At 64.2% G+C, this 15,045-nt stretch carries 15 protein-coding genes; 14 read left to right on the top strand and 1 reads right to left on the bottom strand.

Annotated elements, in window-relative coordinates; genetic code table 11:
- Positions 1-2 precede the first annotated feature (2 nt).
- The 3 genes from XH90_RS25080 to XH90_RS25070 are packed head-to-tail and all read left to right on the top strand — an operon-like array spanning position 3 to position 4,970.
- Positions 3-998: an alpha/beta fold hydrolase gene (locus XH90_RS25080; RefSeq protein WP_194476987.1), complete on the top strand. Its 996-nt coding sequence runs from the start codon at positions 3-5 to the stop codon at positions 996-998.
- Between the two features lie 30 nt (positions 999-1,028).
- Positions 1,029-4,265 (top strand): bifunctional cytochrome P450/NADPH--P450 reductase, encoded by a 3,237-nt coding sequence (locus XH90_RS25075; RefSeq protein ID WP_194476986.1) that lies wholly within the window; start codon positions 1,029-1,031, stop codon positions 4,263-4,265.
- 30 nt (positions 4,266-4,295) lie between these two features.
- Positions 4,296-4,970 carry a spermidine synthase gene (locus tag XH90_RS25070; protein WP_194476985.1) on the top strand — a complete coding sequence of 225 codons (675 nt, stop codon included), beginning with the start codon at positions 4,296-4,298 and terminating at the stop codon, positions 4,968-4,970.
- On the opposite strand, the gene XH90_RS25065 is transcribed toward XH90_RS25070, so the two are convergent.
- Positions 4,967-5,887 carry an alpha/beta fold hydrolase gene (locus XH90_RS25065; protein WP_194476984.1) on the bottom strand — a complete coding sequence of 307 codons (921 nt, stop codon included), beginning with the start codon at positions 5,885-5,887 and terminating at the stop codon, positions 4,967-4,969. The genes XH90_RS25070 and XH90_RS25065 overlap by 4 nt on opposite strands.
- Before the next feature lie 171 nt (positions 5,888-6,058).
- Here XH90_RS25065 and XH90_RS25060 point away from each other — a divergent pair, with 171 nt between their 5' ends.
- The 11 genes from XH90_RS25060 (at position 6,059) to paaD (ending at position 15,043) form a co-directional block, all read left to right on the top strand.
- On the top strand, positions 6,059-6,439 hold the full coding sequence (locus XH90_RS25060; protein WP_194476983.1) for a hypothetical protein: 381 nt from the start codon (positions 6,059-6,061) through the stop codon (positions 6,437-6,439).
- On the top strand, positions 6,436-7,518 hold the full coding sequence (locus XH90_RS25055; protein WP_194476982.1) for an alpha/beta hydrolase: 1,083 nt from the start codon (positions 6,436-6,438) through the stop codon (positions 7,516-7,518). Before XH90_RS25060 ends, XH90_RS25055 begins: the two co-directional genes overlap by 4 nt.
- Positions 7,515-8,108 carry a GNAT family N-acetyltransferase gene (locus XH90_RS25050; protein ID WP_194476981.1) on the top strand — a complete coding sequence of 198 codons (594 nt, stop codon included), beginning with the start codon at positions 7,515-7,517 and terminating at the stop codon, positions 8,106-8,108. The genes XH90_RS25055 and XH90_RS25050 overlap by 4 nt, the downstream gene beginning before the upstream one ends.
- A 266-nt stretch (positions 8,109-8,374) precedes the next feature.
- A complete protein-coding gene (locus XH90_RS25045) occupies positions 8,375-8,830 on the top strand; it encodes a phasin (RefSeq protein WP_194476980.1) in 456 nt (151 codons plus the stop codon).
- A gap of 196 nt (positions 8,831-9,026) precedes the next feature.
- A complete protein-coding gene (locus XH90_RS25040) occupies positions 9,027-10,313 on the top strand; it encodes a DUF445 domain-containing protein (protein WP_194476979.1) in 1,287 nt (428 codons plus the stop codon).
- A 187-nt stretch (positions 10,314-10,500) separates the two neighbouring features.
- Positions 10,501-11,271, top strand: coding sequence for a triacylglycerol lipase (locus XH90_RS25035; protein WP_194476978.1), 771 nt, complete (start codon positions 10,501-10,503; stop codon positions 11,269-11,271).
- A 265-nt stretch (positions 11,272-11,536) separates the two neighbouring features.
- A complete protein-coding gene (gene paaX, locus XH90_RS25030) occupies positions 11,537-12,403 on the top strand; it encodes a phenylacetic acid degradation operon negative regulatory protein PaaX (RefSeq protein WP_194476977.1) in 867 nt (288 codons plus the stop codon).
- A 75-nt stretch (positions 12,404-12,478) separates the two neighbouring features.
- The gene (gene paaA / locus XH90_RS25025; RefSeq protein ID WP_194476976.1) at positions 12,479-13,471 is read left to right on the top strand and encodes a 1,2-phenylacetyl-CoA epoxidase subunit PaaA; all 993 of its coding nucleotides are present in this window, start codon (positions 12,479-12,481) and stop codon (positions 13,469-13,471) included.
- 11 nt (positions 13,472-13,482) lie between these two features.
- Positions 13,483-13,770: a 1,2-phenylacetyl-CoA epoxidase subunit PaaB gene (gene paaB, locus XH90_RS25020; protein ID WP_194476975.1), complete on the top strand. Its 288-nt coding sequence runs from the start codon at positions 13,483-13,485 to the stop codon at positions 13,768-13,770.
- Entirely contained in the window at positions 13,770-14,546 is a 777-nt protein-coding gene (paaC, locus tag XH90_RS25015) for a 1,2-phenylacetyl-CoA epoxidase subunit PaaC (RefSeq protein WP_194476974.1), read from the top strand. The genes paaB and paaC overlap by 1 nt, the downstream gene beginning before the upstream one ends.
- On the top strand, positions 14,540-15,043 hold the full coding sequence (gene paaD, locus XH90_RS25010) for a 1,2-phenylacetyl-CoA epoxidase subunit PaaD (RefSeq protein ID WP_194476973.1): 504 nt from the start codon (positions 14,540-14,542) through the stop codon (positions 15,041-15,043). The genes paaC and paaD overlap by 7 nt, the downstream gene beginning before the upstream one ends.
- Positions 15,044-15,045: the final 2 nt, after the last annotated feature.

Below are 15,045 nucleotides of genomic sequence, written 5' to 3'. Positions count from 1 at the left end.
CAATGATCGAAATGCCGCCGCTCAAGTTCGCGCAGACGAACGGAATCCGCATGGGCTATTACGAGGCAGGCCCTGTCACCGACAAGCCGCCGGTGGTGCTGTGCCATGGCTGGCCGGAGCTCGCCTTCTCCTGGCGCCATCAGATCAAGGCTCTCAGCGAGGCCGGCATCCGCGTGATCGCGCCGGACCAGCGCGGCTATGGGGCAACCGACCGGCCTGAACCGGTCGAGGCCTATGACATGGAGCATTTGACCGGCGATCTCGTCGGGCTGCTCGATCATCTCGACATCGAGAAGGCGATCTTCGTCGGCCACGACTGGGGTGGCTTCGTGGTCTGGCAGATGCCGCTGCGGCACCCCACGCGCGTCACCGGTGTGGTCGGTGTCAACACGCCACATTGGGACCGCGCACCGATGGACCCGATCGCGCTGTTCCGCCAGCGCTTCGGCGACCAGATGTATATCGTCCAGTTCCAGGATCCCGCGCGCGAGCCGGACAGGATCTTTGGCAGCCGCGTCGAGCAGACGTTTGACGCGTTCATGCGCAAGCCGCTGCTACGGCCGGCGGAGAAATCAGGAGAGGCGCCGATCGCAGGCGTCGGCGCTTCGTCGAAGACCAATCTGGCGTTTCCGCAGATGATCGCGGCCTATGATGCCAAGGTCGATCCGCGCACGCCGATCCTGTCGCCGGACGAGAAGAAGGTCTTCGTTGACACCTTTACGACAACCGGCTTCACCGGCGGCATCAACTGGTACCGCAATTTCACCCGCAACTGGGAGCGCTCGAAGGGGCTCGACCATCACATCGGCGTGCCATCGTTGATGATCATGGCAGAGAACGACGCCGTGCTGCCGCCGTCCGCGGCCGACGGCATGGAGAGACTGGTGGCTGACCTCGAGAAATATCTGGTGAAGGACAGCGGCCATTGGACGCAGCAGGAGAAGCCGGAAGAGGTCAGCTCCATCTTGATCGAATGGCGTAGAAGACGGTTTGGTTAGCTCGTCATTGCGAGCGGGGGAAACGTAGCAATGTCATCCAAGAACCGCCTGGAGCCGATTCCGCATCCGCCGACCAAGCCGGTGGTCGGCAACATGCTGTCGCTCGACTCGGCCGCGCCCGTGCAGCACTTGACGCGGCTTGCCAAGGAGCTCGGCCCGATCTTCTGGCTCGACATGATGGGCTCGCCGATCGTCGTCGTGTCAGGCCATGATCTCGTCGACGAGCTCTCCGACGAAAAGCGCTTCGACAAGACGGTGCGCGGTGCGCTGCGGCGGGTGCGCGCGGTCGGTGGCGACGGCCTGTTCACGGCGGACACCAAGGAGCCGAACTGGAGCAAGGCGCACAACATCCTGCTGCAACCCTTCGGCAACCGCGCCATGCAGTCCTATCATCCGAGCATGGTCGACATCGCCGAGCAGCTCGTCCAGAAATGGGAGCGTCTCAACGCCGACGACGAAATCGACGTGGTCCACGACATGACGGCGCTGACGCTCGACACGATCGGGCTGTGCGGCTTCGACTACCGCTTCAATTCGTTCTACCGGCGCGACTACCATCCCTTCGTCGAGTCGCTGGTGCGCTCGCTCGAAACCATCATGATGACGCGCGGCCTGCCGTTCGAGCAGCTCTGGATGCAGAAGCGGCGAAAGACGCTGGCAGAAGACGTCGCCTTCATGAACAAGATGGTCGACGAGATCATTGCCGAGCGCCGCAAGAGCGCGGAAGGCATCGACGACAAGAAGGACATGCTCGCGGCCATGATGACCGGTGTCGACCGCTCGACCGGCGAGCAGCTTGACGACGTCAACATCCGCTACCAGATCAATACCTTCCTGATCGCGGGCCACGAGACCACCAGCGGTCTCTTGTCCTACACGCTCTATGCGCTGCTCAAGCACCCGGACGTTCTCAAGAAGGCCTATGATGAGGTCGACCGCGTCTTCGGCCCCGACGTCAACGCCAAGCCTACCTACCAGCAGGTGACCCAGCTCGCCTACATCACGCAGATTCTGAAGGAAGCGCTGCGACTGTGGCCGCCGGCGCCGGCCTACGGCATCTCGCCGCTGAACGACGAGACCATCGGCGGCGGCAAGTACAAGCTCCGCAAGGGCACCTTCACCACCATCCTGGTGACCGCGCTGCATCGTGACCCCAGCGTCTGGGGGCCCAATCCCGATGCCTTCGATCCTGAAAATTTCAGCAAGGAAGCCGAGGCCAAGCGGCCGATCAATGCCTGGAAGCCGTTCGGCAACGGCCAGCGCGCCTGCATCGGCCGTGGCTTCGCCATGCACGAGGCCGCGCTCGCGCTCGGCATGATCCTGCAGCGCTTCAAGCTGATCGACCACCAGCGCTATCAGATGCATCTGAAAGAAACGCTGACGATGAAGCCGGAAGGCTTCAAGATCAAGGTGCGTCCGCGCGCCGATCGCGAGCGCGGTGCCTATGGCGGCCCGGTCGCGGCTGCGGCGTCTGCACCAAGGGCGCCGCGCCAGCCGACCACGCGGCCCGGTCACAACACGCCGATGCTGGTCCTTTATGGCTCCAATCTTGGCACCGCCGAGGAGCTTGCAACGCGCATGGCCGATCTTGCCGAGATTAACGGCTTTGCCGTGCACCTCGGGGCGCTCGACGAGTATGTCGGGAAGCTGCCGCGGCAGGGCGGCGTGCTGATCATCTGCGCGTCGTATAACGGCGCCCCGCCCGACAATGCGACGCAATTCGTCAAATGGCTCGGCGAGGATCTGCCGAAGGATGCGTTTGCCGGTGTGCGCTACGCCGTGTTCGGTTGCGGCAACAGCGACTGGGCCGCGACATATCAATCGGTGCCGCGCTTCATCGACGAGCAATTAGCCAGGCACGGCGCGCGCGCGGTCTATCCGCGCGGCGAGGGCGATGCGCGCAGCGATCTCGACGGCCAGTTCCAGAAATGGTTCCCGGCCGCGGCCCAGGTCGCGACCAGGGAATTCGGCATCGACTGGAATTTCACCCGTACCGCGGAAGACGACCCGCTCTATGCGATCGAGCCGGTCGCGGTGACCACGGTCAACACCATCGTCGCCCAGGGTGGCGCCGTCGCGATGAAGGTGCTGGTCAATGACGAGCTCCAGAACAAGTCCGGCGCGATTCCGTCGGAGCGCTCGACGCGCCATATCGAGGTGCAACTTCCGTCCAACATCACCTATCGCGTCGGCGATCATTTGAGCGTCGTTCCGCGCAACGATCCGACGCTGGTGGATTCCGTCGCCCGTCGCTTCGGTTTCCTGCCAGCCGACCAGATCCGGCTTCAGGTCGCTGAGGGCCGGCGCGCGCAATTGCCGGTCGGCAATGCCGTATCGGTCGGACGCCTGCTCAGCGAGTTCGTCGAGTTGCAGCAGGTGGCGACGCGCAAGCAGATCCAGACCATGACCGAGCACACTCGGTGTCCCGTCACCAAGCCGAAGCTGCTCGCGTTCGTCGGCGAGGAGCCTGAAACGCTCGAACGCTATCGCGGCGAGATTCTGGCGAAGCGCAAGTCAGTGTTCGATCTGCTGCTCGAATATCCCGCTTGTGAATTGCCGTTCCACGTCTATCTGGAAATGCTCTCACTGCTGGCACCGCGCTACTACTCGATCTCGTCTTCGCCGTCGGTCGATCCAACGCTCTGTAGCGTCACGGTCGGTGTGGTCGAAGGGCCGGCAGCGTCGGGGCGCGGCACCTACAAGGGCATCTGCTCCAATTATCTCGCCAACCGCCGCGCAGGCGACACGATCTACGCGACCGTGCGCGAAACCAAGGCCGGATTCCGGCTACCCGACGATCCATCGGTGCCGATCATCATGATCGGCCCTGGCACTGGATTGGCGCCGTTCCGCGGCTTCCTCCAGGAACGCGCCGCGCGCGAGGCGAAGGGTGCCGGCCTCGGTCCCTCCATGTTGTTCTTCGGCTGCCGCCATCCCGATCAGGATTTTCTCTACGCGGATGAGTTGCAGGCACTGGCTGGCAGTGGCATCACCGAGCTCTTCACCGCATTCTCGCGCGCGGATGGACCAAAGACCTATGTCCAGCATGTCCTCGCCGCGGAGAAAGACAAGGTCTGGCCGCTGATCGAGCAGGGCGCGATCATCTATGTCTGCGGCGACGGCAGCAGGATGGAGCCCGACGTGAAGGCGGCGCTGGTTGCGATCTATCGCGAGAAGAGCGGCAGCGATGCGACTGCGGGCGCCCGCTGGATCGAGGAGATGGGCGCGAAGAATCGCTACGTGCTGGACGTCTGGGCCGGCGGGTGACCGCCAGCCCAATCGTGCTAAACGTCAAGCATGATTCCCTGGGAAAAACTCGACACCGCCAAAATCCCCGGCTCCGACGAGGAGCTCCGCCTGATGCGGCGGGGCAGGGAGTTTTCGATCAAGCTCGGCACCAACGAGCTGATGAACAACCGTCTCTCGGGCTCCGAGGCCGCACTTGCAACGCTTGCAGCGAAGCAGATCGAGAAGGTCGCAAAGCCGGCCGTTCTGATCGGCGGCCTCGGCATGGGCTTTACGCTGCGCGCGGCACTCGCTGTGCTTGGAGCCAAGGCGAAGGTCGTGGTCTGCGAGCTCGTGCCTGCGGTTGTCACCTGGGCGCGCGGGCCGATGGCGGAGGTCTTCGGCGACAGCCTCGACGATGCCAGGGTGAGCATCCGGGAGACCGATGTTGGCGAAATTATCCGGGCGAAGAGCTCGGCCTTCGACGCCATTCTGCTCGACGTCGACAACGGGCCGGAAGGCCTAACCCGCAAGGGCAACGATGCGCTCTACAGCGCCGGCGGACTGACGGCGGCGAAGGCGGCACTTCGGCCCGGAGGCGTGCTTGCGGTCTGGTCGTCCGGACCCAATCCCGCGTTTACGAAGCGCCTCGCCCGCGCCGGCTTCGACGTCAATGAAGTCGCTGTCCGCGCCACCGGCCGAGGTGGGGGCGCGCGCCACGTGATCTGGATTGCGAAGAAGGCTTAGGCCGCCCGTGCCGCGGCGCCATGGGCGTGCTTGTCGATGGCGCCGATGATCTCGGGCCAGAACCGCGCCGGCAGCGCGTGGCCCATGCCTTCGATCATCAACAGCTTTGCGCCTGGAATTGACTCTGCGGTGTCCTTGCCGCCTTCGGGGCGTACCAGTGGATCAACCGTGCCGTGAATAACCAGCGTCGGCGTCTTCACGTGATGCAGCCGCTCCTTGCGGCTGCCGGATGCCAGCACGGCGCGGAGCTGTCGCCCGACTCCCGCCGGATTGAGCCCACGGGCGAAGACGCGTTCCGCGCGGCCGGGGTCGAGCGCTTCTTCCTCCGGAAACGAGCCGCCGCGCAAGACTTTCCAAGTCTCGCCGAAGCGGACGACGTACTCTTCCTTGCTGCGCGGCGGCGGCGCCATCAGCATCGCGGCAGCCTCCCGCGTCGGCGGCGGCACGCGCGGATTGCCTGTCGTCGACATGATCGAGGTCAGCGAGCGCACGCGCTGCGGAAATGACAGTGTGACTTCCTGTGCGATCATGCCGCCCATCGAGGCCCCGACCAGGTGCGCCGACTTGATGCCGAGCGCATCCATCAGGCCGACGGTGTCCTTTGCCATGTCGATCAGTTTGTACGTCGCGGCGACTGGAATCCTGAGGAAGCGCAGCTTCAGCAGCTCGAGCGGCGTCAGGCGCTTGCCGCCGGTAAGATGGCTCGACTTGCCGATGTCGCGATTGTCGAACCGGATCACGCGAAAGCCATGTGCGGCGAGCTGCTCGCAGAAGGCATCGTCCCAGTGGATCATCTGCGCCCCGAGCCCCATGATCAGCAGCAGCGGCTCCGCATTGTCGTTGCCGAAAATCTCGTAGCAGATGTCGATGCCGTTGGCGCGGACGGTCTGCGGCGGTTGATGGGTGGAGGCGTTCACCGGTGTGTTCCCTTGGCTTCCAGGCAGGAAATGTATCGCACGGTTTGCGGTCGCAAAGAAGCCGTGCGTGCGACATCGCCCTGTCGCTTAGCCGTTGACCGGCCCGTCGCAACGGTGTCGTATGGCGACAAAAGAAGGGCGCAAGAAGCCTTCGTGACCTGGAGGACGCCGATGACCGACAAGATCACCGACCCTGTCGCCCTGTGGCAGAAGATGGTTGGCGAGATGGAGAAGGGCTTCAACTCGTTCGCCACCAAGGCGATGGAGACGCCCGAATTCTCGCAGGCCATGAACCGGGCCGGCGGCGCTGCTGCAGGTGCTCAGAAGCAGTTCGGCGATCTCATGGAGAAATATCTTCTCTCGATGAACCTGCCGAGCCGCGAACAGATGACCGGCATCGCCGAGCGTCTGCAATCCATCGAGGGTCAGATCGGCGAGATCAGGTCGATGCTGAACCAGATGTCTGCGGCATCAGGCGGATCGCCGATCGATGCCGCACCGCGGCCGCCGCGCACAAAACGTCCGCCATCCGAAGGTGGAGCGCCAAAATGAACGCGCCGACGGGACTTGATTTCGCCGCGATCCCGGAGCGCATCCAGGCCGAGGTGCAACGCGCCATCCAGCGCAGCATCAAGGGCGTCGAATATTTCTCGACCTCCGGCCCGACACTCGGATCGACCCCGAAAGACGTGCTGCATTCGCGCGGCACGATGAGCCTCTATCACTATCGGCCGATGTCGGACGAGATCTACCGCGTGCCGGTGCTGATCGTGATGGCGACCACCAATCGCGGCTATATCCTCGACCTCGTGCCCGGCCAGAGCTTCATCGAGTTCCTGCTGCGGCGCGGCTACGACGTCTACATGCTGGACTGGAGTGCACCGCGGCCCGAGGAGAGAAGCCTGCGCATGGAGGACTATGTCCTCGACTTCATCCCGGACTGCGTCCGCCGCGTGCAGGCGGATTCCGGCGAGCAGGACGTCTCCGTCATCGGCTATTGCTTCGGCGGGGTGCTGTCGCTGCTCTACGGCTCGATCTTTCCGGACGGGCCGATGAAGAATTTGATCTGCTTCACCACGCCGATCGACTTCCGCGAGATGAAGCTGTTCTCGAATTTCTCCGACCGCCGCTATTTCGACGTCGACCGTCTCGTCGACAGCGTCGGCAACGTGCCGCCGGAGATGATCCTGTCCTCGTTCGAGATGCTGCGTCCGGCCTCGCGCACGGTGAGCCAGATCCAGCTCTGGGAAAACATCTGGAACGACGAGTTCGTGAAGTCGTACCGGATGTTCGACCGCTGGGCGACCGACACGCTGCCGCTGGCGGGCGAATATTTCCGTACCATCACCAAGGACCTGATGTGGGACAACAAGCTGTTCAACGATACCATGTCGGTTGGTGGGCGCGCCGCGAAGCTCGAGAACATCAAGGTACCGATCCTGCACGCGGTCGCCGAGCACGATCACATCGTGCCCTATGACGCGGCCAAACATCTGATCGCGAAGATCGGCTCCGCGGACAAGGAAGAGGTGATGCTGAAAGGCGGTCACGTCTCGTTGGTCGCCGGCGCCAACGCAGTGAAGCGGCTGTGGCCGAAACTGGATTCCTGGCTGGGGACAAGATCGACATGAGTGAGCAGCGTTCCTATCCGCGTCACGTCAGGACCGACGCGGGCGATATCGAGATCCGCCTGATGTCGCCTGCGGATGAAGCCGCCGTGCTGGCCTTCGGCAGGGGCCTGCCGACCCATGACCTGCTGTTCCTGCCGCGCAACATCAGCGAGCCGAAGGTGCTGTCCGCCTGGGTCAAGGAGATCGAGCGCGGCGCGATCCAGAGCCTGCTCGCGGTGAAGGACGGCAAGGTCGTCGGCTGCGGCACCCTGGTGCGCGATCCGCATTCCTGGTCGCCCCATGTCGGCGAGCTCCGCATGGTGGTGTCGCTTGAGGTCCGCGGGAAGGGGGTCGGGAAGGCGCTCTCGCAGGAGACCTTTGCGCTCGCGCTGGGGGCGGGGCTGGAGAAGCTCTCGGTCCAGATGACGGTCGACCAGCAGGCGGCGATCGCGCTGTTCGAGAGCCTCGGCTTCAAGGCCGAGGCGCTGCTCCGGGACCATGTCCGGGATGTCGGTGGCAAGACCCACGACATCGTCGTGCTCGGCCACAACATCGCACAGGTCCAGGCCCAGATGGAGGCCTACGGGCTGCCAGGCGCCGTCCAGCATTAAAGGGCGCCGTCCAGCATCGAAAAGCGCCGTCCGGCACTGGGGTGCCATCCCGGGTACCAAAAACTGGAAAACAACCCCATGCACAGTAGGTAACCGGCCAGCAAGGCAGCAGGTTGCCTCCCGTTAAGGCTGTTCACGATTTCGTGATGTGGCGATGCAACATGAATATTGCATCGCACAATCAACCATGTCATATAAGCCGTGCCCCGGGCCATCACGGACGGGGTGAGCCCATAGCTCAACCCAATGAGGATGGAGAGAACCCCATGACCACCGAAACCAACACCGCCTTCGAGGGCTTCAAAGACGCTTTCAAGAACATCCAGAACCTGGAAGTTCCCGAGGCTGCCCGCGAATTCGTCAAGAAGACCGCCAACACCGCCAAGGACCGTGCTGCCGAGGTGTTCGCTGGCTCCGAGCGCGTGACCGCCGCCGTCGAAAACGCGGTGACCGAGTCCGTCACTGAAGCCGGCAAGATCAGCCGCAACATCCAGCAGGCGATCTATGACGACGCCCAGGCGTTCTTCGCCGGTATCGACCAGCTCGCGTCTGCCAAGTCGTTCAGCGAAGCCGTCGAGATCCAGTCGAGCCTGCTCCGCGCCCGCGGCGAAGCGTTCGTCTCGCGCACCAAGGCGACCGCCGACTATCTCGGCAAGCTCGCCGCCAACGGTGCCAAGTCCGCTCAGGACAACTTCGTCAAGGTCTACAACAAGACCGCCTGATCCGGCGCCCTGAGTAAAAACTGAAATTTGAGGCCCGCTTCGGCGGGCCTTTTGTTTTTTTGCCGCGGTCACCACCACTTGTCATTCCGGGGCGCCCGAAGGGCGAACGCGGAATCTCGAGATTCTCGGGTGCGCAATTGCGCACCATAGTTCGATGCTTCGCATCGCTCCGGAATGACGTAGTCTCCCATTCGCCATGAACGCACCCGCCACCTTCTCCTTCGACACGCCTGCCGATGCCGAACGCGCGGCGGACCTTCGCCGCGTCAAGGCGCTGGCGACGCTGGTGCTGGCCTCGACGCTTCTGCTGTTCGTCGTGGCGAAATGGCTGCTGCCGGTGCATCCCCTGTTTGGCTTCATTGCCGCCTTCGCGGAGGCCGCGACCATTGGCGGGCTCGCCGACTGGTATGCGGTCGTTGCGCTGTTCAAGCGGCCACTGGGCCTGCCGATCCCGCACACTGCGATCATCCAGAGCAATCAGGCCCGCATCGCCGACAAGCTCGGCGAGTTCATCCAGGTGCATTTCCTCGAGGCCGGCCCGGTCGAAGCCAAGCTGAACGAGATCGATTTCGGCTCGTTCGTTGCCGATTGGCTGCGCGACCGCAAGCGCAGCGACGATCTCGCGCGCTTCGCGCTGCGTCTTTTGCCGGAGGCCGTGTCTGCGACGGAAAGCTCGGGTCTCATGACCTTCATCATCCGCCGCATGTCCTCGCAGATTCAAGCGATCGACCTTGCGCCGCTCGCGGCCGGCACGCTGCGCGGCTTCGTGGCGGAGGGGCGGCACCAGATCCTGTTCGACGATCTCTTGCGCGTGATGCACGAGACGCTGAACCAGAAGGAGACCATGGCAATGATCCGCGAGAAGGTGCGCGCGGAATTGCCGAGCCTGCTCAATCTCTATCGTGCCGACAAGTTTCTGGTGAACAAGATCGTCGCGTCCGCCACCGCGTTCTTCAACGAGGTGCGCAGCGATCCCAAGCATCCGTTCCGCGGCGAGTTCGATCGCATGGTGCTGAGCTTCGTCGACCGGCTCGGCACCGACCAGGCCTATATCGACCGCATCGACGGCTTGAAGCGCGATCTCCTCGCAAGGCCGGAGCTTGCCGATCTCGCCCGCACCGTCTGGGCCAATATGCGGTCATTCATCGAGCGCAGTGCGAGCGGCGAGACGCAGGTGCTTCAGCATCATCTCGCCGGCATGTTCGTTTCGGCGGGCGAGGCGCTCGCCGGCGATGCCGAGCTGCGCGGCGAGATCAACAAGGGCCTGGTGACGGTGCTGCGCAGCTTCGTGGCCGACCAGAAGAGCGGGGTCTCGACCTTCATCTCCGACCAGGTCAAGGCCTGGGACATGGCGCAGCTGATTTCGCTGATCGAAATCAACATCGGGCGCGACCTGCAATACATACGCTTCAACGGCTCGCTGATCGGCGGGCTCGCCGGCCTTGTGCTCTACTCCGTAGAATTCCTGCTTCGATTGCTGTGACTTTTCCATCACGGCCGTTAGCATTAACGCGCGGGCCTATTGTCGCCTCGCGTCTCTCCCGCTTGAATGTGCGGAACCGGCCGCCTAGCTGATTCATGTTGCGCTGCGGAACGTTCAAGAAGCCGGCGTATTGGAATTCATGCCCATTGCCGGCATCGCGACCGGCGCCTCCCGAGGGGACCCATTGATGACCGCTACTGCCCAGACGCTGCGTCCGCCGTCCCGTACCCTGATGTTTCTGGAAGGGCGCGCGATCCACGAGTTCGGCGCATTTCTCGGCGCGCTGCCGCTGCTGAGCCTCGCACCGCGCGGCGACGGGCATCCGGTGCTGGTGCTGCCCGGCCTTGTGGCTTCGGACGTCTCCACGCGCGCGCTGCGAACTTTTCTGACCGGCAAGGGCTACGCGGTCAGCGGCTGGCGCCAGGGCCGCAATTACGGCCTGCGCGACGGGGTCCAGCATGCGATGGTCGATCTGGTCGAGGAGCTCAGCGACAAGCATGGCCGCAAGATCAGCCTGGTCGGCTGGAGCCTCGGCGGCCTCTATGCGCGCCAGCTCGCCAAGATGATGCCCGCGCGTGTCCGCCAGGTGATCACGCTCGGCAGCCCCTTCGCCGGCGATCCTCGCTCGACCAATGCCTGGCGCGTCTATGAATGGGCGAGCGGACGGAAGTCCGACGAGGTCGATCCGGAGTTCGGTGGCGAACTCGCCGTGCCGCCGCCGGTGCCAACCACCGCCATCTTCAGCCGCACCGACGGCGTCTGCGCCTGGCAGGGCTGCATGGAGAAATCAGGCGCGCAGACCGAGAGCATCGAGGTCGAGAGCAGCCATTGCGGCATGGGCCACCATCCCGCCGTCGTCTATGCGGTGGCCGACCGCCTCGCACAGAAGGAAGGCCAGTGGCGCCCGTTCGACCGCAGCGGCTGGCGCAGCCTGGCCTATCCCGATCCGCATCGGTAGGTTTCTTCGCCTCTCCCCGCCTGCGGGAAGGGGGAGAGGATGTCTCCGCAACGGGACAATCCCCAAGAGGAAAGAACCCTCACCCGCCACGCTCTGCGAGCGTGTCGGCCTCTCCCGCTCGCACGCGGGAGAGGCGGAGCAAGCCCGCCGACAATCCTCGTGAAATCCATATGCGATTGCCCTGCTGCGCGCGGGGAGAAGGAGAAGAGGCCGCCGTCGCTGCCGTCCATTGTCGCGGCCGCACCAAACGCGCTATGCCTCGCGCATGGCGCATCCGCTCTCCCGCATCATCGATCAGCTCAAGCGAGAGCCGTCACGCACGGGCTCTATCGTCATCACCATGTTCGGCGATGCCATCGTGCCACGCGGCGGTTCTGTGTGGCTCGGGACGCTGCTGGAATTCTTCGAGGGTCTCGACATCGATGGCAGTGTGGTGCGCACGGCGATGTCGCGGCTCGCTGCAGATGGCTGGCTGACGCGCGAGAAGGTGGGCCGTAACAGCTTCTATCGTCTGGCCGAGAAGGGCCGTGAGACGTTCGAAGCCGCGACACGTCACATCTACGATCCGCCGCCGTCCGACTGGACCGGCCGCTTCGAGCTGTTGCTGATCGGCAATGGCGAAGACCGCGACGCCTCGCGCGAGGCGCTGCGCAATGCCGGCTTCGGCAGCCCCTTGCCGGGCGTGTGGGTCGCGCCGTCAGGTGTGCCGGTGCCGGAGGAGGCTGCGGGCGCGATCCGCCTCGAAGTCTCGGCCGAGGACGACAGCGGGCGTCGTCTGCTCAGCGCGAGCTGGCCGCTGGAGCGAACTGCGGATGCCTATCTGAAATTCATGAAGACGTTCGAGCCGCTGCGCGCTGCGCTCGCGCGCGGCACGGATCTGTCCGACGCCGACGCCTTCACGGCGCGCATCCTGCTGATCCACTACTACCGCCGCGTCGTGCTGCGCGATCCGCTGCTTCCCGAGAGCCTGCTCCCGGCGGACTGGCCGGGCAGGGCAGCCCGTGAGCTCTGCGGCGAGATTTATCGCGCGCTGCTTGCTGCGTCAGAGCAATGGCTTGATGGCCATGGAACCAACGAGAAGGGGCCGTTGCCGCCGGCGCGAAAGCTGCTGGAAAGGAGGTTCGGCGCCTGATAATATGTTACAGAAATATCTTGCATGATCTAATTTTTGTTATATGTTGTCTCCCAATAAACGGGAGGAACGCGCATGTATACCCAGGCGCTGAACACGGCCGAGACCGACGATCGCGGTCTGGAGGACGCCGCAAAGGCTGCGCAGTTCCAGGCCCGCATCGATGCCGAGGAGCGCATCGAGCCGAACGACTGGATGCCCGCGGCCTATCGCAAGACGCTCACCCGCCAGATCTCCCAGCACGCCCATTCCGAAATCGTCGGCATGCTGCCGGAAGGCAACTGGATCACGCGCGCGCCGACCTTGCGACGCAAGGCCGCGCTGCTCGCCAAGGTGCAGGACGAGTGCGGCCACGGGCTCTATCTCTATGCGGCGGCCGAGACGCTCGGCAGTTCGCGGGAAGAGCTGGTCGACGCCATGCTCGCGGGCAAGGCCAAATATTCCTCCATCTTCAACTATCCGACGCTGACCTGGGCCGACATCGGCACCATCGGCTGGCTGGTCGATGGCGCCGCGATCATGAACCAGATCCCGTTGTGCCGCTGCTCCTATGGCCCCTATGCGCGCGCGATGATCCGCGTCTGCAAGGAAGAGTCCTTCCACCAGCGCCAGGGCTACGAGATCATGCTGACGCTGTGCCGCGGCTCGGACGAGCAGAAGGCGATGGCGCAGGATGCGCTGAACAGGTGGTGGTGGCCGGTGCTGATGATGTTCGGCCCTCCGGATGCGACCAGCCAGCACAGCGACACCTCGACGAAGTGGAAGATCAAGCGCTTCTCCAATGACGAGCTGCGCCAGAAATTCGTCGACGCCACCGTGCCGCAGGCGCAATATCTCGGCCTCACCATTCCGGATCCCGGCATGACGCAGGATGCCGACGGGCACTGGCGCTACAGCGAGATCGACTGGACCGAGTTCAAGCAGGTGCTCGCCGGCAACGGTCCGTGCAATCGCGACCGCATGGCCGCGCGCCGCAAGGCGCACGATGAAGGCGCCTGGGTGCGCGAGGCAGCCACCGCGTTTGCCGCCAAGCGCGCACGGCGCCAGACCGCGCAAGCCGCGGAATAGGGAGACTAAAGATGAGCACGCCGAACACGCCGCTGTGGGAAGTTTTCATTCGCAGCCGCAACGGGCTCGCACACAAGCATGTGGGCTCGCTGCACGCGAGCGATGCGACGATGGCCCTGCAGGCCGCCCGCGATATCTACACCCGCCGCGGTGAAGGCTTGTCGATCTGGGTGGTGCCGTCGACCGCGATCACCGCGAGCGATCCCGCCGAGAAGGGCATGATGTTCGAACCGGCCGAATCGAAGATTTACCGGCATCCGACGTTCTACGAGGTGCCCGAAGAAGTGGGGCACATGTGATGCCCGCTGCCAACATTCTGGTCTCCGAAACGCCGCTGGTGCTCTACGCGCTGCGCCGTGCCGACGACGCGCTGATCCTCGGTCACAGGCTGTCGGAATGGTGCGGACATGCGCCGATGCTGGAGGAGGACATGGCGCTCTCCAACATCGCGCTCGACCTGATCGGCCAGGCGCGCGAGCTCTACACCTACGCCGCCAAGGCCGAGGGCAAGGACAACGACGAGGACAAGCTCGCTTATTTGCGCGACGTCAGGCAGTACCGCAACCTGCTGCTGGTCGAGCAGCCGAACGGCGACTTCGCCCAGACCCTGGTGCGACAGTTCTTTTATTCCGCCTTCGCCGACCTCTACTGGCGCGCAATGATGGCCTCGTGCGATACGACTCTCGCCGCTGTCGCCGCGAAGTCTGAGAAGGAGAGCGCCTACCATTTGCGTCACGCCTCGGAATGGATCATCCGGCTCGGCGACGGCACTGACGAAAGCCACGCGCGCGCGCAATCCGCGATCGACCACCTCTGGGCTTTCACCGGCGAGATGTTCACCATTGACGACGGAGAACGTGCCCTGATCCACGCGGGCATCGCCATCGATCCCGGCACCTTGCGTGGTCGATGGCTGACGACGCTCTCAGATGTCGTCAGCGAAGCAACGCTCACGTTGCCGCAGAACGACTGGATGCAGCAGGGCGGCCGCGCCGGCCGCCACAGCGAGCATCTCGGCCATCTCCTGTCCGAGCTGCAATCGATGCAGCGCACGTTTCCGGGGCAGGCATGGTGACGGTGCTCGATCGCGACAGCGAGCTCCGCCAGCGTGCCTGGGACGCTGCGGCGGGCGTGGTCGATCCGGAGATCCCGGTGCTGACCATCGCCGATCTCGGCGTGCTCCGTGATGTCGTCCTCGACGGCGACCAGGTCGAGGTCGCGATCACGCCGACCTATTCGGGCTGCCCGGCGATGAACATGATCGCACTCGAAATCGAGATCGCGCTGGAACGCGCCGGCTTCCATCGCCCGAAGGTGCGAACGGTGCTGTCGCCGGCCTGGACCACCGACTGGATGAGCGAGGAGGGGCGCCGGAAGCTGACGGCCTACGGCATCGCACCGCCGCAAGCCTCTCACTCACGCCGCGCGCTGTTCGGCGAGCAGGCCGTCGCGTGCCCGCAATGCGGCTCCGACAAGACCGAGCTCTTGTCTGAATTCGGCTCGACCTCCTGCAAGGCGCTGTGGCGCTGCAAGACCTGCCGCGAACCCTTCGATTATTTCAAGTGTCATTGACC

The sequence above is a fragment of the Bradyrhizobium sp. CCBAU 53338 genome, from assembly GCF_015291665.1.
GTDB lineage: Bacteria > Pseudomonadota > Alphaproteobacteria > Rhizobiales > Xanthobacteraceae > Bradyrhizobium.
This window is presented reverse-complemented; position numbering and strand designations above follow the sequence as displayed.